The 16,703-nt window shown below is 70.5% G+C and carries 18 protein-coding genes; 7 read left to right on the forward strand and 11 right to left on the reverse strand.

The window, feature by feature from the left end:
• Nucleotides 1-25 precede the first annotated feature (25 nt).
• On the forward strand, nt 26-391 hold the full coding sequence (locus U5918_RS11545) for a GNAT family N-acetyltransferase (protein ID WP_336001510.1): 366 nt from the start codon (nt 26-28) through the stop codon (nt 389-391).
• Here the strand turns inward: U5918_RS11545 and U5918_RS11550 are convergent, their stop codons facing one another.
• From U5918_RS11550 to larB, 5 genes are all read right to left on the reverse strand, one after another.
• Nucleotides 392-1,264 (reverse strand): DUF7344 domain-containing protein, encoded by an 873-nt coding sequence (locus U5918_RS11550; RefSeq protein WP_336001511.1) that lies wholly within the window; start codon nt 1,262-1,264, stop codon nt 392-394.
• 96 nt (nt 1,265-1,360) lie between these two features.
• On the reverse strand, nt 1,361-2,737 hold the full coding sequence (locus tag U5918_RS11555; RefSeq protein ID WP_336001512.1) for a phosphoglucomutase/phosphomannomutase family protein: 1,377 nt from the start codon (nt 2,735-2,737) through the stop codon (nt 1,361-1,363).
• A 129-nt stretch (nt 2,738-2,866) separates the two neighbouring features.
• Nucleotides 2,867-3,112, reverse strand: a complete 246-nt coding sequence (locus U5918_RS11560) for a GIY-YIG nuclease family protein (protein WP_336001513.1) — start codon at nt 3,110-3,112, stop codon at nt 2,867-2,869.
• Nucleotides 3,113-3,264: 152 nt separating this feature from the next.
• Nucleotides 3,265-3,414 carry a DUF7563 family protein gene (locus U5918_RS11565; RefSeq protein ID WP_336001514.1) on the reverse strand — a complete coding sequence of 50 codons (150 nt, stop codon included), beginning with the start codon at nt 3,412-3,414 and terminating at the stop codon, nt 3,265-3,267.
• 118 nt (nt 3,415-3,532) lie between these two features.
• Entirely contained in the window at nt 3,533-4,294 is a 762-nt protein-coding gene (larB, locus tag U5918_RS11570; protein WP_336001515.1) for a nickel pincer cofactor biosynthesis protein LarB, read from the reverse strand.
• A 280-nt stretch (nt 4,295-4,574) separates the two neighbouring features.
• Between larB and U5918_RS11575 the strand changes: the two genes are divergently transcribed.
• A complete protein-coding gene (locus tag U5918_RS11575) occupies nt 4,575-4,742 on the forward strand; it encodes a DNA-binding protein (RefSeq protein ID WP_011322117.1) in 168 nt (55 codons plus the stop codon).
• Between the two features lie 62 nt (nt 4,743-4,804).
• Here U5918_RS11575 and rpiA read toward each other — a convergent pair whose 3' ends face one another.
• Nucleotides 4,805-5,491, reverse strand: a complete 687-nt coding sequence (gene rpiA / locus U5918_RS11580; RefSeq protein WP_336001516.1) for a ribose-5-phosphate isomerase RpiA — start codon at nt 5,489-5,491, stop codon at nt 4,805-4,807.
• Between the two features lie 92 nt (nt 5,492-5,583).
• Between rpiA and glmM the strand changes: the two genes are divergently transcribed.
• A complete protein-coding gene (gene glmM, locus U5918_RS11585; protein WP_336001517.1) occupies nt 5,584-6,891 on the forward strand; it encodes a phosphoglucosamine mutase in 1,308 nt (435 codons plus the stop codon).
• Between the two features lie 39 nt (nt 6,892-6,930).
• Here glmM and U5918_RS18575 read toward each other — a convergent pair whose 3' ends face one another.
• A complete protein-coding gene (locus U5918_RS18575; protein WP_418771232.1) occupies nt 6,931-7,089 on the reverse strand; it encodes a DUF7563 family protein in 159 nt (52 codons plus the stop codon).
• 241 nt (nt 7,090-7,330) lie between these two features.
• Between U5918_RS18575 and U5918_RS11590 the strand changes: the two genes are divergently transcribed.
• Nucleotides 7,331-8,029, forward strand: a complete 699-nt coding sequence (locus tag U5918_RS11590; RefSeq protein WP_336001518.1) for an SDR family NAD(P)-dependent oxidoreductase — start codon at nt 7,331-7,333, stop codon at nt 8,027-8,029.
• A 10-nt stretch (nt 8,030-8,039) separates the two neighbouring features.
• Here the strand turns inward: U5918_RS11590 and U5918_RS11595 are convergent, their stop codons facing one another.
• A complete protein-coding gene (locus U5918_RS11595) occupies nt 8,040-9,659 on the reverse strand; it encodes a hydroxymethylglutaryl-CoA reductase (RefSeq protein ID WP_336001519.1) in 1,620 nt (539 codons plus the stop codon).
• Between the two features lie 204 nt (nt 9,660-9,863).
• On the opposite strand from U5918_RS11595, the gene U5918_RS11600 reads away from it, so the two are divergent.
• Entirely contained in the window at nt 9,864-11,078 is a 1,215-nt protein-coding gene (locus tag U5918_RS11600) for a DUF2238 domain-containing protein (protein ID WP_336001520.1), read from the forward strand.
• An 18-nt stretch (nt 11,079-11,096) separates the two neighbouring features.
• Here the strand turns inward: U5918_RS11600 and U5918_RS11605 are convergent, their stop codons facing one another.
• Entirely contained in the window at nt 11,097-12,233 is a 1,137-nt protein-coding gene (locus tag U5918_RS11605; RefSeq protein WP_336001521.1) for an ORC1-type DNA replication protein, read from the reverse strand.
• A gap of 205 nt (nt 12,234-12,438) precedes the next feature.
• On the opposite strand from U5918_RS11605, the gene U5918_RS11610 reads away from it, so the two are divergent.
• Nucleotides 12,439-12,810 (forward strand): hypothetical protein, encoded by a 372-nt coding sequence (locus tag U5918_RS11610; protein WP_336001522.1) that lies wholly within the window; start codon nt 12,439-12,441, stop codon nt 12,808-12,810.
• On the opposite strand, the gene U5918_RS11615 is transcribed toward U5918_RS11610, so the two are convergent.
• Together U5918_RS11615 and U5918_RS11620 are read right to left on the reverse strand one after the other, a co-directional pair.
• The gene (locus tag U5918_RS11615; RefSeq protein WP_336001523.1) at nt 12,807-14,819 is read right to left on the reverse strand and encodes a helix-hairpin-helix domain-containing protein; all 2,013 of its coding nucleotides are present in this window, start codon (nt 14,817-14,819) and stop codon (nt 12,807-12,809) included. The two genes, U5918_RS11610 and U5918_RS11615, sit on opposite strands and share 4 nt — an antisense overlap.
• Before the next feature lie 45 nt (nt 14,820-14,864).
• Nucleotides 14,865-15,680 carry a MinD/ParA family ATP-binding protein gene (locus tag U5918_RS11620; RefSeq protein ID WP_336001524.1) on the reverse strand — a complete coding sequence of 272 codons (816 nt, stop codon included), beginning with the start codon at nt 15,678-15,680 and terminating at the stop codon, nt 14,865-14,867.
• 119 nt (nt 15,681-15,799) lie between these two features.
• Between U5918_RS11620 and larE the strand changes: the two genes are divergently transcribed.
• Entirely contained in the window at nt 15,800-16,696 is an 897-nt protein-coding gene (gene larE, locus U5918_RS11625; protein ID WP_336001525.1) for an ATP-dependent sacrificial sulfur transferase LarE, read from the forward strand.
• The last annotated feature ends 7 nt before the right edge of the window (nt 16,697-16,703 follow it).

A 16,703-nucleotide genomic window follows, 5' to 3' on the forward strand; every position in this document is an offset into this window, starting at 1 on the left:
CCTTTACACCGTTTCGGCGAGCACGATGCGGGTCCGCGACGCGACGCCCGAGGACGTCCCCGCGGTCGCGACCGTCGTCGACGCCGGCGGCCTCGCGCTGTCCCACGACGCACTGGTCGACGCCGTCGACGCCGACGCCGTCCTCGTCGCGGTGACGGAGGGGCGAATCCTCGGGGCACTGGTGCTCGAGGGTGACGCCATCGAGGCTATCGCGGTCCGGCCCGGCCGCCGGGATCAGGGGATCGGGACGGCGCTGGTCGCGGCCGCCGCCGACCGCCGCGAGCGACTCGTCGCCGAGTTCGACTCCCGGGTCCGGCCGTTCTGGGCGTCGCTGGGATTCGCGATCGAACCCGCCGCCGACCCCGGTCGGCTCCGGGGCGTCCGGACGTAACTAGCCCTCCAGCGGCCGGACGGTCGACAGCAGGCGGTCGAGGAGCCGGTCGTGGCGATAGTCGAGTTCTCCCGTCTGCTCGTCGTAGGCGACGGCGCCGGCGTCGACCAGCTTCGGGAGGTGCGTGTGGACGAGCGCGATCTCGATTCGATCCGGCGGCCGTCCGGCCACGCCGTCCAGGTTCGCGAGATAGGCCGCCGCCTCCTCGACCGGGACCGTCCCGTCGGTCCCCGCGAGGTAGGCGAGCAACTCCCGGCGAGTCCGGTGTGAGAACACGTCGAGCGCCGCGTCGACGGTCTCGGGTGCGATCTGGTCGGCGAACCGCTGGATGCGACCGGCGTCCGGTTCGAAGCCGGTTCGCCCGGTCCTGACCGCCAGTTCGAACTCGGCCCACTGGGCGAGCAGTTCGACGAGCCCTACCTCGCACGCCGTCAGCGGCTCGTCTAGCGGCTCCGAGCCGCCGAAACAGAGCGTCCCGCACCGTTCCCCGTCGAGTTCGACCGTCGAGCCCACGTAACTCTCCAGCCCGAACCGCTCGTACGCCGGATCGTCGCGCCATTCCTCGGCATTGGCGTCGGTGACTGTCATCGTCCCGCCGTCGGTCTCGATCGTCCGCCGGCAGTACGACTCCGAGAGCGGGACCGTCTCGCCCTCCCGCAGGTCGCCCGCCGAGCCGACCGCGAGCACGATCTCCTGGGTGTCGGCCACCGGATCGATGTGGGTCAGGAACCCACAGGGCAGATCGACGTGGTCGCACCCCCGCGCCAGCGCGGCGGCTACCCGCTGGACGAACGCCGCGTCCGGATTCAGGACCACGTCGGACAGGTCGAACAACTGTGACAGCTGCTCGGTCGCCTGCGAATCGACCCCCATAGAGGGTAGTATTAGCCAGTCGTTTCCTTAGCTCTTTGGCTGATTCGCTGGGTAAGGGCGGCTTAGGCGCCGGAATAGACAGTTTCGATATCTGACTCAGACGAGTGGTTCGACCAGGTCGCGCCCGGCCGCGAGCAGTTCGGCGACCCGCTCGTCGCTGGTCGCCTCGGCGTACACCCGGAGTTTCGGCTCGGTGCCGCTGGGCCGGACCAGCAACCACGCGCCGTCCGCGAGGAAGATCTTGAACCCGTCGACGTCGTTGACGCGGTCGACGGCCGAACCCGCGATCTCGTCGGGGAGCGCCCCGTCGAGGTCGGCCACGACCGCGGCCTTCCGGTCGTCCGGGCAGTCCACGCTAACCCGGTCCTGGTGGACCTCGCCGTGTGCGGCTTCGAGCTCCGACACGCGCTCGTCGAGCGGGCGAGCGACGCTGGCCGCCGCGGTCAGCAGCGCCAGGGTGACGCCGTCCTTGTTGCGGAGGTGGCCGCGGACGCCGAACCCGCCGCTCTCCTCGCCGCCCATCAGGGCGTCGGTCTCGCCCATCGCCGCGGCGACGTGTTTGAACCCGACCGGCGTCTCGGCGACACTCTCGTTGTGGGCTTCGGCCACCCGGTCGACGATGGCGCTCGTCGAGACCGTCCGGACCGCCGGCCCGGACCGGGACTCGAGCAGGTAGTCGTAGACGGCGGCGAAGAAGAGCGAGGGGTCCAGAAAGCCGCGGTCGGGCGTGACGACGCCGATCCGGTCGGCGTCGCCGTCGTTGGCGATGCCCAGGTCGGCGTCCCCGGACTGGACGCGCTCGATCAAGGCGTCGAGTTTCTCGGCGCTCGGTTCGGGCGACTCGCCCCCGAACTCGGGGTCGGTCTCACAGCGCAGGCGCTCGACGTCGGCCCCGGCGGCCTCGAGCAGCCGGTCGGTCACGTCGCGGCCGCTGCCGTGCATCGCGTCGTAGGCCACCGTCAGCCCGTCGAGGTCGGCGTCCGCGAACGCCAGGGCGTGTTCGACGTAGGGGCCGACGAAGTCCGTCTCCGTGACCGCGCCGTGCTCGCTCTCGGGCAGCGGGTCGGGTTCGGCCAGGTTCGCCTCGATGCGGTCGGTGACGTCTGCGGTCGCGGGCGCCCCGTCGTCGGGGACGAACTTGACGCCGTTGTACTCCGGCGGGTTGTGCGAGGCCGTCACGACGAGCGCGCCGGCCAGGTCGCGGTCCGTGACCGTCCAGGCGGTGACCGGCGTGGGGCAGTCCCGCTCGGGGAGCATGACGTCGAACCCGTTGGCACAGAGCACGCGGGCGAGTTCCTCGGCGAATCCCCGGGAGTGTTCGCGCGCGTCGTAGCCGATGGCGACGGTTTCGCCGCCTCTCCCGTCCTCGCGAAGGACCGCGGCGACGCCCTGCCCCACCATCCGGACGCGGCGGTCGGTGAACGTGTCCAGGGTCGCCCGCCACCCGTCCGTCCCGAACGAAATCTCGTCCATACGGGGTCTCGCGCTCCCCCGTGCAAAAAGCTCCGGTCCCCGACAATCCCGACGGGGTTCTCACCGGCCCGATCCGTCAGCGTCCGCGCGAGCGAAGCGAGTGCGGGCTCGACTGACGAACAAAGTGAGTCAGTCGGCGATCAGCCGCTCTTTCGCCGGTCGCGAGCGCGCCTTGATCTCGTGTTCGCGCGACATCGCGGCCGACCGGGAGTCGAAGGCCTCGACGTGGACCAGTTCGACCGGCGTGCGACCGCGGGTGTACTTCGCGCCCTCGCCGGCGTCGTGTTCGGCGACGCGGCGGTCCACGTCGGTGGTGTACCCGGTGTAGAGGGTGTCGTCGGCACAGCGCAGCACGTAGACGTAGTGGTCCGACACGGGTGCGAAGAGCGACCGGCGGACAGTGAACGTTACGCCCGACGGCGCGGCCGCTGGGGAAGCATGGGGTGGCGTCCGGCCGGTCGCCGGACCAGCGTCAGGAGGGGGCTTCGCGTGGTGACTCCACCGCGGTGGGGGTGGCTACGGTGCCGTCACGCCTGGTGGGCGCGCTCGCGTGCGACCTCGGCGATGCCAGCGTTCGCCGAGCAGCTCGGACACGCGTGGACGCGGCCGAACTCGTCGCCGAATACCCGTGCGAACTGGTCGGACACGTGCGCGCCGCAGTGGTTGCACTCTGTCATTCGTCGGTGCCGACAGCCAGCGACTGCCGACAACTCGCATAGGAGGTGGGCGGATAAAGCGTCGATACCAAACCAGTCAGGTATCCCGCGGCGGCCGCCACGAACCGGCCGGAGCGGGCTACTCGGAGCGGGCAGCGTCGACGGCACGGGCCACCAGTCCGGCCTGTGCCCCGGCGGTGAACCCCGCGTCGACGTTGACGACGGTCAGCGCGGTACAGGACTGGAGCATACCGTCGAGCGCCGCCTCGCCCGCGCCGGCGTGGCCGTAGCCCGTCGAGACGGGGAGGCCGATCACCGGCGTATCCACGAGGCCGGCGACGACCGTCGGGAGCGCCCCCTCGCGGCCGGCCGCGACGATCAGGAGGTCGTGCTCGCGCAGGTCGGGGAGGCGGTCCAGCAGCCGGGCGATGCCGGCCACGCCCACGTCGTCGACCCGTTCGACCGTGGCGCCCATCTCCCGGGCGATGACCGCCGCCTCACCGGCCGCCTCGGCGTCGGACGTGCCGGCGGTGACGACGCCGACCGTGGCGTCGAGGTCGGGGCCGTCGTACCCCGGCTCGCGGGCCACCAGCACGCGGGCGCGTTCGTGGTAGGTGTCTTCTGCGTCGTGATCGGCCAGTCGGTCCCTGACGGTCGCCAGGGCCTCGGGGTCGAGCCGGGTCGCGATGGCCCGGCCGGTGGTCTCCAGGGCCGTCGCCGCGAGGTCGGCGACCTCCGCCGGCGTCTTTCCGTCGGCCAGGACCGCCTCCGGGACTCCCGAGCGGGTCTCCCTGGCGGCGTCGAACCGCCCGGCCTCGCCGGTCGCGTAGCCGGCCAGTTCCGCCTCCGCCTCGGCGGGGCTGACCTCCCCCGCCGCGACGGCGTCGAGCAACTCGCGCATACCACCCCTCGACGCTCGATGCACTCCTACCCATCGACTCCAGAATAGTTGGCATTCCAACACATATTCTAACGGACCAAAGCGCGCGCGAGAGTCCCGTTGCGGGGTGTAGGCGACCGAATCGGGATGTCTGACGCGACCGGCGGGCGCGAGGGTATATAAACCGGCCAGTGGATTTATAAATGGCCCCCCGCGAGACCGCCTCAGACCCCCGTGAATACCGGCGAGAAACCGCACGGACAGGAAAGTATTTAAACAACCCTCTGGAAAGGCGGCCTGTATGGCAGACCTGATCGTCAAAGCCGCCGTGAAGGAAGCGCTCGATGACATGAACGTCGCATCTGACTTCTACGACGCACTCGACGACGAAGTCGAAGAACTGCTCGAGGACGCCGCGCGTCGTGCCGAGGAGAACGACCGCAAGACCGTCCAGCCGCGCGACCTCTGAGGCTGGGACACCATTCTCGTATTTTTTAGCCCGACCAGCGACGGCGCCGATCGACGCCTCCCTCACTCGCCAGGCTGGCGGACCGTCACGTCGTCGTCGCTCCCGACGTGAATCTCGTCGGCCAGCCCCACGAACAGGCCGTGCTCGACCACGCCCGGGAGCGCCGAGAGATCGCTGCCCAGCGCCGCCGGGTCGTCGATCTCGCCGAAATCACAGTCGAGGACGAGGTTCCCGTTGTCGGTGACGACGGGGCCGTCCTTGCGCTCGGCCGCCCGGAGTTCCGGGTCGCCGCCGAGGTCGCCGAGTCGGTCGGCAACCGGTTCGCGGGCGTCGGGCAGGACCTCGACCGGGACGGGTGCCGAGAGCCGGTCGGTGAGCTTCGAGTCGTCGGCGACCACCAGAAATCGGTCGGCGGCCGCGTCGACGATCTTCTCGCGGGCGTGGGCCGCGCCGCCGCCCTTGATCAGGTCGCCGCCGGCCACCTGATCGGCCCCGTCGATGGCCAGGTCGGGGGTCGCCTCGTCCAGCGTCGTCAGCGGGATGCCCACGTCGCGAGCGAGGTCGCGCGACTGGTAGGAGGTCGGGATCCCCTCGATATCCAGCCCCGAGTCCACGGCCCGACCGAGCGCCCGAATGGCGTGGGCCGCCGTGCTGCCGGTGCCGAGGCCGACCACCATCCCGTCCGCGACGGCTTCGGCGGCGGACTCGCCGGCACGTCGCTTCGCCTCGTCGCTCCCGCCGCGTTTCATGGCCGAAGTGACCGCCCCGGCGGACAAAAAGCCGCGGGTTCGCCCGACATAGGAGGTGGATATTTTTCACGGGGAGGCTCCTCGGTCCGGGTATGTTCGGAACGAGCGGCATCAGGGGGCCGGTCGGCGAGACGGTGACGGCGGACCTCGCGCTCTCGGTGGGGCGCGCGCTCGGCGTCGACGCCGACCGGGTCGTCGTCGGGCGTGACTCTCGCGAGAGCGGCGAGTTGCTGACGGACGCGCTCGCGGCCGGCCTCAGGGAGTCGGGTACCGACGTGCTGGATCTCGGACTCGCGGCGACGCCGACCGTCGCCCGCGCCGTCGGCTGGGAGGACGCCGACGCCGGCGTCTCGATCACCGCCTCGCACAACCCGCCCGAGGACAACGGGATCAAGCTCTGGCAACCGAGCGGCCAGGCGTTCGACGCCGACCGCCGGGCGACCATCAGCGACCGCGTCCGCGAGGACGCCGCCGACCTGCAGCCCTGGGACGGACTGGGGTCGCGGCGGGAGGCCGACGCCCGCGAACGCCACCGCGCGGCGCTGGTCGACGCGGTAGACGTCGCGGACCCACCCCACGTGATCGTGGACGTCGGCAACGGGGCCGGCGGCGTCACCGTCGACGCGCTCCAGGACCTGGGGTGTCACGTCGAGACGCTAAACGCCCAGCCCGACGGCTCGTTCCCGGCGCGACCCAGCGAGCCCACGGCGGAGAACTGCCAGTCGCTCGCGACGCTCGTCGCCGAAACCGACGCGGACCTGGGCATCGCCCACGACGGCGACGCCGACCGGATGCGGGCGGTGGCCGGCGACGGCACCTACCTCTCGGGCGACGTGACGCTGGCGCTGTTCGCCCGCGCGGCCGCCGACCCCGGGCAGCGGGTCGCGGCGCCGGTCGACACCAGCCTCGCGGTCGCGGACCACCTCGCCGAGATCGACGTGACCGTCGAGCGGACGAAGGTCGGCGACGTGTACGTCGCCGAGCGTGTCGCCGGCGAGGGCGTGGCCTTCGGCGGCGAGCCGAGCGGGGCCTGGATCTGGCCCGACGCGACGCTGTGCCCGGACGGCCCGCTCGCGGCCTGCCGGCTGGTCGAACTGGCCGCCGAGCGCCCGCTGGCCGACCGTGCAGCAGAGATCGAGACGTATCCGATCCACCGCGACAGCGTCGAGGTCGGGGACAAGGCCGCCGTGATGGACCGGGTCCGGGACCTCGTCGCCGACCGGTACGACGACGTTCAGACGTTGGACGGTGTGCGCGTGGATCTGGGCGACGCCTGGTTCCTGGTGCGGGCCAGCGGGACGCAGCCGCTCGTCCGGATCACCGCTGAAGGGCGCGAGGCCGACCGGGCACAGGACGCGCTGGCGGCCGCTCGGGAGTTGCTGGAGACAGCGAGGAAGTAGGTGGGTGGGGACGCGAAGTCCCTGCCGTCCCGGAACGGGCTATCCGCGCCGCGTCGACCGCGCCGCCCGGACGTCCGCGCCGTCGCGGATCTTGTCCTCACACTGGGGGCAGACCCGTGGTTCCTGGATGCCGTTCGGTGTAAAAACACGTGCGTACGCGGCGGTGACGAAAGCGCCGCAGTTCTGACATTCCGGCATACGTCTCGCTCAAAGGATGGTGTCGTCTTAACTTTGGGTGGTGGGTGAGACACTCTCCCACACCTCCTGGCGTCCCGCGTAGGGGTCACGAACGCCGTGATCGCCCGAACGCGACGCGGCCGGCGACATGTCCCGCGCGCGATCCGTCGACCCCCGGCGGGACCGCCCCGTCGTATCGGTGGGCTGTCACGACGGGGTTTCGGCGACGGGCCTTTTGCCGTCGCCGCTCGAAGGCCGAGGTATGACACGCACTGTCGTCGTCGCGGGCGTCGGTCCCGGACTCGGCGAGTCGATCGCGCGGCGCTTCGCCGCCGAGGGCTGTCGCGTCGGCCTGTTCGCCCGGTCGGCGGACTACCTCGACGACCTCGCCGCGGACCTCGACGAGACGCCCGGAGCGGGACTTTCGGTGCCGACCGACCTGACCGACCCCGACGAGATCGCGGCGGGCTTCGAGGCCGTCCGGGACGCGTTCGGACCCGTCGACGTCCTCGTCAACCACGCCAGCGCCGCCTCGTGGGAGGGGCTCACCGAGATCGACACCGCGTCGTTCGAGCGCGCGCTCGCGGTCGGCCCGAAGGCGGCCCTCCACTGCTCACAGGAAGCCGTCGCCGATATGCGGGCGGGGGACGGCGGCACCGTGATCTTCACCGGTGCGACAACGTCCGTCCGGGGCCGCGAAGGCGCGATCGGGTTCTCCGCCGCGAAGTTCGCCTGCCGCGGCATGGCCGAGTCGATGGCCCGGGAACTGGGCCCCGAAGGGATTCACGTGGCCCACGTCGTCCTCGACGGCGGGATCTTGCCGCCCGACCGCGAGGTCGAAAATCCCGACGACTACCTGGACCCCGACGCCATCGCCGACAGCTACTGGCACCTGGTCGAGCAGGACGAGTCGGCGTGGACGCTGGAACTGGACCTCAGACCGCACGTCGAGGACTTCTGAGGCCGACCGATCAGCGGTTGCGGCCCAGTTCCTCGTGGCTGGTCACCCAGTCCGAGGCCGAGATGGCCGACGCCAGCGAGAGCTCGCCGGCGAGGACGACGCCGGCGGCGATCTCGGCGAACTTGTTGACGTTGCCAGCGCCGTCACAGTCCAGCATCTGGAGGGCCTCGTTCTGGGTCGGCAGGCCGGTCCCGCCGCCGTAGGTGGCGACGATGAGCGAGGGGATGGTCACCGAGACGTGGACCGAGTTGTCGTCGAGCAGGGTCGCGTTGACCAGCGCGGCCGAGGACTCGGCGACGTTGGCCTCGTCCTGGCCCGTGGCGATGAAAAGCGCTGCCAGCCCGTTGGCCGGGTGCGCGCCGTTCGTGTTGGTCCCCGCCAGCATCGACCCGATGTTGGCGACCTCGCCGTGGTGGACCAGGCTCTCGGGGTCGGCGCCGAGGTGGTGGGTGAACACCTCCTCCGGAATCGTGGCCTCGGCGGTCACCCGCTTGCCGCGGGTCATCATGTCGTTGACCTGCGAGTGTTTCTTGTCCGTCGCGAAGTTCCCCTCCAGGTAGAAGTTCTCGACGTAGCCGGGGAACTCGTTGAGGATCCAGTTGCAGGCCGCGAACGTGGCCTTCCCGACCATGTTCTGCCCGGCGGCGTCCCCCGTTTTAAAGTCGAAGCGGAGGAAGGCGTAGTTGTTGGTGAGGTAGTCTTCGATTTCGACCAGTTCGGCGACGCTCGAGGTCTCCTCGGCTTTCTCCCTGATGGTGTCGTAGTGGTCGAACACCCAGTCACGGAAGTCCCGGGCGGTCCGGGCGTCCTCGAAGACGAAGACCGGCGCGCGGTTCATCCGGTCGTCGACGACGGTCGCCTTCACGCCGCCGGACAGATTCAGCGCCTTCATCCCGCGGCTGTAGGAGGCCACGAGCGTCCCCTCCGTGGTGGCGAGCGGGATCGGGTACTCGCCGTCGGCGTGTTCGCCCTCGACCCTGAGCGGCCCGGCGAGCCCCATCGGCATCTGCGCGACGCCGACGAAGTTCTCGATGTTGCCCTCCAGTCCCTCCGGATCGATCGAGTACTCCGTGACGTGGTCGAGTTCCGTGTCCGTCTCCTCGGCGAGGAACTCGTGGCGCTCGGCGATGGCCTCCTCGCTGTAGTTGTCGGCCTCGTCGCGCGGGACGCTCGTGACCGTCTCCTCGTCCCGGATCGCGTCGGTGACCGACAGCGAGAGCGACCCGAAGGGCGGGGCCAGGAAGTCGATCTCGATGTCGTGATCGCCGGTCGGGAGGTCCAGCCCCGCAACGGTGACGTACACCGTCCGGCCGACCGGGAAGCCGATCGGATCCGTCTCGTCGATCTCCGTCAGTTCGTAGCTGTCTCCCTCGGAGGTCTCCAGTGTCACGTCGCTCGGCAGGACCTCGTCGCCGTTGATCTCGAGGCGCTCGACGCCCGCGAACTCGGCGTCCTGCAACCTGTTTTTGACCTCGAAGCGGACCCCCTCGTCGGTGTTCTGGAGGCTCCCGTACGTGTAGAGACGCTTGAGCACCTTCTCCGGGACGTCCAGCGAGACGATCCCGTTGCCCCCGACGAGGTTCGCGTACAGCCTGTTCAGTATGCCGCTGTCCGGTTTCGGGACGACCATGGTATCTCTTTCTTCCACAAAGCCGTGATTAAATTTTACCATTCCACTCAAGAAGGGCCTAAGATATTCCCCCTAGGACTAAAATACCCGTACTGATCCGGTCGCCTTCGCGACGTGGCCGACGCGCCCGGCCCGGCGGGCCTGGAACCAGTGGGCAACCGATCCGACACGACCGATATCCGTCCGGCGAGCGAACGGGTGGTCGTGCGAACGCTCGAGACGCTCGTTCGGGACGCACGTCGAAACGCGGCCCTGGCGTGGGTCGCCGTCGTCCTTCTGGTCGTCGCGGCGGGCTGGAGTCTCGTCGGGGGCGACCTCCTCTGGGGCGGGTTCGCCCTCACGGGCGCGCTCGTCGCGGTGGCCCCGGCCGTCTGGACGCGGGACCCGGAGCGGATGCTCCCAGCGGAGATCCTCGCCGTCTTGACCGCGGTCGTGGTCGCCCGTGTCGCCGGGGTGGCCATCTCGTTCGCGGGCTACAGCGCGACGGCGGCGCTGGCGCTCGTCCTCGCCGTCGAGATCGACGTGTTCACCGACGTGGAGCTGACCGGCTGGTTCAGCGTCCCCTTCGTCACCGTCACGACCGCGGCGCTGGCGGCCGTCTGGGGCGTGCTGGAGTACGCCTCGGACCTGTTCCTCGGCACGCGGTACCTGACCGACACGGCCGACCTGATGTGGGATCTGGTCCTCGCGTCGGCGGTCGGCGTCCTCGCCGGCCTGCTCTTCTGGGGGTACGTCCGCCGGTACCACCGCGTCGCGGACGGCGCCGACCGCGACCGGACGACGCCACCGGACCGCGACCCGCACTCACTCGCCGACTCGCGACTGCGCTACCCCGTCCGGGCGATGCAGGCCGTCCTCGTCCTCGTCGTCGTGGGCGGGCTGGTCACCGCCCGGGGCGGCCTCGTGTTCAACGCCGGCATGGGGCTGGTCGTCGCGCTGGTACCGGATCTGGTGCGCTGGCGCTACGGCCGCCCGCTCTCGGCCGGACTCGCGCTCTGGCTCACGGTCGCCGGGTTCCTCCACGGCGTCGGCGCGCTCGGCATCTACGAGACGGTCGGCTGGTACGACCAGCTGACTCACGTCGTCTCCGCGTCGCTGGTCGCCGGCCTCGGCTACGCGACCGTCCAGGCGCTCGACCGCTACTCGCCGTCCGTCTCCCTCCCCACGTGGTTCCGCGTCTGCTGTACCGTCCTGTTCGTGCTGGCCTTCGGCGTGCTCTGGGAGGTCATGGAGTTCGCGACCGGCGGGCTCTCGGCGGTGCTCGGCGGCGAGGCGCTGCTGGCCCAGTACGGACTCCGTGACGTCGTTCTGGACCTCGCCTTCGACGGTCTCGGGGGGCTCGCCGTCGCGCTGTGGGCCACCCGCTACTTCGACGGCGTGTCGACGTTCCTGACGCGCCGGCTCCGGGCTGGCGACTGATCGGGCTCCGTCGGTGGATCAGGTCTCAAGCCGGTCGAGGACCGCATCGGCGTCGTAATTGAGGGTCAGCTCCCGGGATCGGCCGCGGCCGTCGACGTCGGTGTAGCTGGCGTCGATGATTCCCAGCCGATCGAGCTTGTTGATGATCTCGGAGTAGCGCGTGTAGCCCAGGTCGGTCCGCTCGTTGAAGGTCTCGTAGACCTCGCCGGCCTGCTCGCCGGAGTGGTCGGCGATCACCGCCACCAGCGACGCCTCGCTGTCGGAGAGGCCACGGAGCGCCCGCGAGAGGTGAACGAACTTCGACTTGTCGTAGGCGCTCTCGACGTCCTCGACGCTGACCTCCTTCGAGGCGCGCATCTCGGCGTTGAGCCCGGCCCGCCGGAGCAGGTCGATCCCGACCCGGAGGTCGCCGTTGGCCTCCGCCGTGAGCGCTGCCACCCGGTCGAGCACCGTCGGGGAGATCACGCCGTCGTGGAACCCGCGGTCGACCCGCTCGCCGAGGATGTCCACGATCTCGCTCTCGTCGTAGGTCGGGAAGTACACCTCCTCCGGGCGGAAGACGGACTGGACGCGGCCGTCGAGTTCCTCGATCACGTCCAGGTCCAGGTCCGAGGAGATGCAGATGACGCCGATGCGCGCGCCGGCGTGTTCCTCGTGGGCGCGCAACAGCGAGTAGAGCGTGTCGGAGGCCTCGTTCTCGTAGAAGAGGTAGTTCACGTCGTCCAGGGCCACCACGAGCACCTCCTCGTCCTCGACGAGGCGATCGGTCACCTGCTCGAACAGTCGCTTGAAGGAGATGCCCGACGAGGGCGGTTCGTAGTCGAAGATGCCCTCGAACAGCCTGGAAAAGACCGAGTAGCGGGTGCCGTTGACCTGGCAGTTGACCCGGACCGCCCGGACCTCGGCCGTCTCGGCGCGCAACTCGGTGAACAGCTTCTGGACCGCCGTGGTCTTCCCCGTCCCGGGCGGGCCGCGGGCGATCACGTTCAGCGGGCGCGAGCCCCGGACCGCCGGCCGGAGCGCGTACTTCAGGCTATCCATCTGCGAGTCCCGGTGGTGGAACGTCTCGGGGAGGTAGTCGATCTCGAAGACGTGTTCGTCGCGAAACACCGACTCGTCCCACGAGAGCATCCCCTCCTCGGGGTCGTCGGTCATCACTTTCACCACGCTCCCCACGGCACTTAGTGTTTCGCCAGGGCTCGACCGCGAACGGGCGGCTCCGGTCCGGTCAGTCCCCGGTCGGTGGCCGACGGCGTCGCGGATCCCGGACGGCGGCGGCGTTCCTAAAGAGTTAACAATGCGAGGCGAAAACCGACTGGATACCTGCCAGCGCCTCTTGGGGGAGAGGGTGACCAGTCGCATGTCACGACCATCGGTGCGCTCGCACGCCGTCGCCGCGAGCGTCGCCGCCGCGCTGCCGTTGCTCGTCGGCACGGCCAGCGCCAGCGCGACCGGTCAGGTCGGATCGATCGCATGCCAGCTCGGCATCGGCGACCTCGTCACCTTCGCGTTCGCGGTCCTGGCCGCCTTCCACGTCGTGAAGGGCGCGTTCACCGCCACCGCCGCGTTCTCGCAACTCGGCTCGACCCGCGCCGACAGGCGGCGACAGGGCCGCCGCGCCATGATGGGCGCGCTCCAGGTCACCGCCGGCGCCTTCTTCCCGATCCTGGCCGGCGTCTTCCTCGAAGTCGTCCTCCAGGTGGACATCGGTGCCTGCATCCACTTTGTCTAAAATTTCCCCAGCAACCGCCGATAGAACGCCTTCGACCGCTCGTCCCCGTCCTCGGCCAGTTTCTCGACGATCAACTCCGGCGTCGACCGCGCCAGTTCCCCCTTCACCGGCGACCGGTTGACCTCCAGTTCGCCGTCGGAGAGTCCGACGGCCTGGATGCCGTCCACCTGCACGTCGAAGTCCGCGGCGGCCCGGATCTCGCGGGCCAGGTGCGAGACGAACACCGCCGTCGCGCCGCGCTCGTCCAGGGCCTCGAGGATGCCGGCCATGATCTTCGCGCTCGCGCCCGGCTCGGTGATCGACTCCAGTTCGTCGACCAGCACGAGTTTGCGACCGGTCCGCTCCTCGCCTTCGGCGTCGTCGCCGACGCCGGTCACCAGACCGCCGAACTCCCGGAGGGTGGACTCGAAGGCCCCCGCGTCCAGCGTCCCCTGGGTCTTGGCGTGGTAGTGTAACTCGGCCAGGCGCTCGACTCTCGCCGATTCGGCCGGCACCGGCAACCCCATGTGCGCGAGGACGACGATCAGCGCCACCAGATCGAGCGTCGAGGTCTTCCCACCGCTGTTGACGCCCGAGAGCAGCGTCACGCCGTCGACGCCGTAATCGACGGGCTCCACCGCGTCGAAGGACACGTCGAGCAGCGGCGAGCGCCCGCCTTCGATGGCAAAGCCCGGCTCGTCGTCCGTGAGCGTCGGCATCGTGCAGTCGAACTCGCGGGCGAAGCGGGCCACCGCCAGTTCCACGTCCAGGGACAGCGCCGCGTCGACCAGTTCCTCGGCGGCGGGTCGCGCGTCGGCCAGGTCGGCCGCGAGTTCGCGCTTCTGCCGGGTCGCCCGGCGGTCCCGGGCGGCTGTCAGTTCCTCGCGGAGGCGGCTGACGACGGCCTCGTCGCGCTCGACGGGGAAGGTGGGTTCCTCCGGGAACGCCTGCCGGGCGATGCTCTCGGTGTCGCGCAACTGGAGCGCGTCCACGAGCTGGTCGCGGGCGGCCGCCACCGCGTCGGCGTACTCGTCGGCGAGTTCGCGGTCCAGAAGCGAGTCGACGCCCGCGCCGCGTTCGACCAGCGAGAGCAGGTCCGCGCCCTCGATGGTGACGTCGCGCTCCTCGATGGCCTCGCGGAGGCGGTCGTTGGCCACCGACTCGGCGGTCGAGACCGCGGCGTCGAGGTCGTCGACGGCGGTACTCAGCCGGTCGAGTTCCTCGTCGCCTTTGACTCGGCCGTCGGCGTCCAGTCTGGCGAGTCCGTCCGCAAGCGCGTCCAGATCGACGGGGGCGTCGAGGCCCGCCTCGCGGGCGACCGTCGCGGCCGCCTGCAGGCTCTCGCGGTTGCGGGCGAAGAAGGTCAGGACGCGCTCGGGGACGACCTCCGCCGGGCTCTCGAGGGCGGTCGGGTCGACGCGCACGTCGCCGTCGACCTCGACGCCGGCGAAGGCTTCGTCGAGCGCGACGACGGTGGCGTACCCTCGCCCCAGTTCGGAGAGCTTTCGGGCGTCGTCGACGAGTTCGACGCTGACCTCGGGGACGACCTCCTGGGCGCGGGCGTAGGTCTCGGCGTCCCCCGTGGCGAGACAGCGGTCCCGGATCCGCAGGTCGCCGGGCGTTTCGAGTGGCTCGACGTCTGCCAGGGCCTCGCGGACGGCGGGGTCGGGCTCCCGTTCCATCGCGTCGGTCGCGAACGCCCGGACCTCCTCGATTCTCGACGCCGCGGCGCTGGGGTAGATCGTCTCCAGTCGCCGGGCGGCGTAGTCGGTGACGGTCCGCTCCTGTACCAGGCCCAGCGCCTGTCGGTAGAGTTCGCGGGCCCGCTCGGTACCGAGAAAGCCGCCCGGGTCGTCGTGGTCGCGTCTGATCGCGCCGCGGGCGATGCGGGCCGCACGCCCGTCGCTGATACCCGGTGCGCGGGCGATGGCGGCCACGTCGCCCTCCCGGAGGGCGCGCTCGGGGTCGTCGAGTTCGGCCAGCCGCTCGGCCGTCTTCGCGCCGACTCCCGGAATCGCTTCCAGCTCCATCGAGTGCGCACTACCGACCGCACCACAAAAGTGTTCCCGGGTCGCTCACGACGCGACCGTCCCGTCGGCGTCCGCCGCCTCCCCGTCCTCGTCGTCCGAACCGTCCCGATCCGCCTCGGCGTCGACGATGGCGTCCGCGACGGCCTCGGGATCCAGCGGTCGTTCGTCCCGGGGCGCGATCGTCGCCCCGTCGACCGCTGGCAGCGCCGCAGCGACCGTCCGGTAGGCTTCGGCAGCGGCGTGATCCGGCGAGACGGCAGCCACCGGACCGCCCGTCTCGTGCGGGGGAACGACGGCCAGCAGGTAGTCGCCCAGTCGCTCGGCGGCTTCCCGCGCCTCGCGCCCCTCGCCGTGCGTCAGGACGGTCCCGATCGGCTCGGCACCCACGTCCGCGGCGAGGCCCGCCGTCCTGTTCGCATCGGCGACGGCGCCCGATTCGGGCGTCGCCACGGGGACGACGCCGTCGGCCTCCTGGTAGGCGATGACGGTCTCGTCCTGCAGGCCCGGGCCCGTGTCCACCAGCACCACGTCGTACGCGACCGACAGCAGGTCCAGCACCTTCCGGAGTCGCGCTGGGTCCGCGTCGGCGAACGCGGTGAGGTCCCGCTCGCCCGGGATCACCGACAGCCCCGCGGGGCCGTCGACGACGGCGTCCCTGACGGGCGTCTCGCCGGCCAGCACGCCGTGGAGCCCGCGCTCGCGGTCGAGGTTCAGCCGCCGGCCGACGTCCGGCATCGCGAGATCCGCGTCGACGACGACCGCTTGCTCGGCCGTGCGTCCGAGGACGACCCCGAGGTTGATCGCCGTCGTCGTTTTGCCGACACCGCCCTTGCCCCCTGCCACCGCGTACACGCCCCCCATTTGACGCGTCTCTCAGCGTCCGGCCGGTATATTCCTGCCGCTTCGCGCCGGCAATTTAGGCCCCAGGCTGCCGATCGCGAGACGAGGGGCTTTTGCTGTGGGATCGCAAAGTCGGGGCCATGGCTGCAGAGGACACGCAGGTCGACGCGGACGCGGTTTCGGAGAAAGTCGCGGCCGTCCGCGAGGACCTGGCCGACCGGGAAGCCGTCCTGGTCGCCTTCTCGGGCGGCGTGGACTCGAGCGTCGTCGCCGCCCTCGCCCACGACGCACTCGGCGCCGACGCCGTCGCCTGTACGGCAAAGAGCGAGACCCTCCCCGCCGCGGAACTCGAGGACGCGAACCAGGTCACCGACGAGATCGGCATCCGCCACGAGATCGTGGAGTTCTCCGAACTCGACAGTTCAGATTTCGTCGCGAACGACGGCGACCGCTGCTATCACTGCCGGTCGATGCGCCTCTCGGCGATGTTCGACGAGGCGCGCGACCAGGGAATCGACGTGGTCTGCGACGGCACCAACGCCTCCGACCCCGGCGAGGGCCACCGTCCCGGCCTCCGGGCCGTCGAGGAACTGAACGCCTACTCCCCCCTGTTGGAACACGGCATCACGAAACCCGAAGTCAGGGAGATCGCCCGCCGCTACGACCTCTCGGTCGCGGACAAGCCCTCCATGGCCTGTCTCTCCTCGCGGATCCCGACGGGCCTGGAAGTCACCGAGGAACGCCTCTCGCGCATCGAGAAGGCCGAACGGCTCCTGCGGACCTGGGGCTTCGAGCAGTTCCGCGTGCGCGACCACGACGATCTCGCCCGCATCGAGGTCGCCGAAGACGAACTCGACGTGGCGCTGGACCCCGACTTCGTCCGGGCCGCTCGCGACCACATCGGCGACCTCGGCTTCGAGCACGTCACGCTCGACCTCCACGGCTACCAGACCGGGAGCGTCAGCCCGGACGAGGAGGACGACGACGAACCGCTGGTCGAGGACGTGTTCAGTACGGACTACCCGACGAGCGAGTGAGCGATCG

The sequence above is a fragment of the Halorientalis sp. LT38 genome (genome assembly GCF_037031225.1).
In the GTDB taxonomy this organism is placed as follows: domain Archaea; phylum Halobacteriota; class Halobacteria; order Halobacteriales; family Haloarculaceae; genus Halorientalis; species Halorientalis halophila.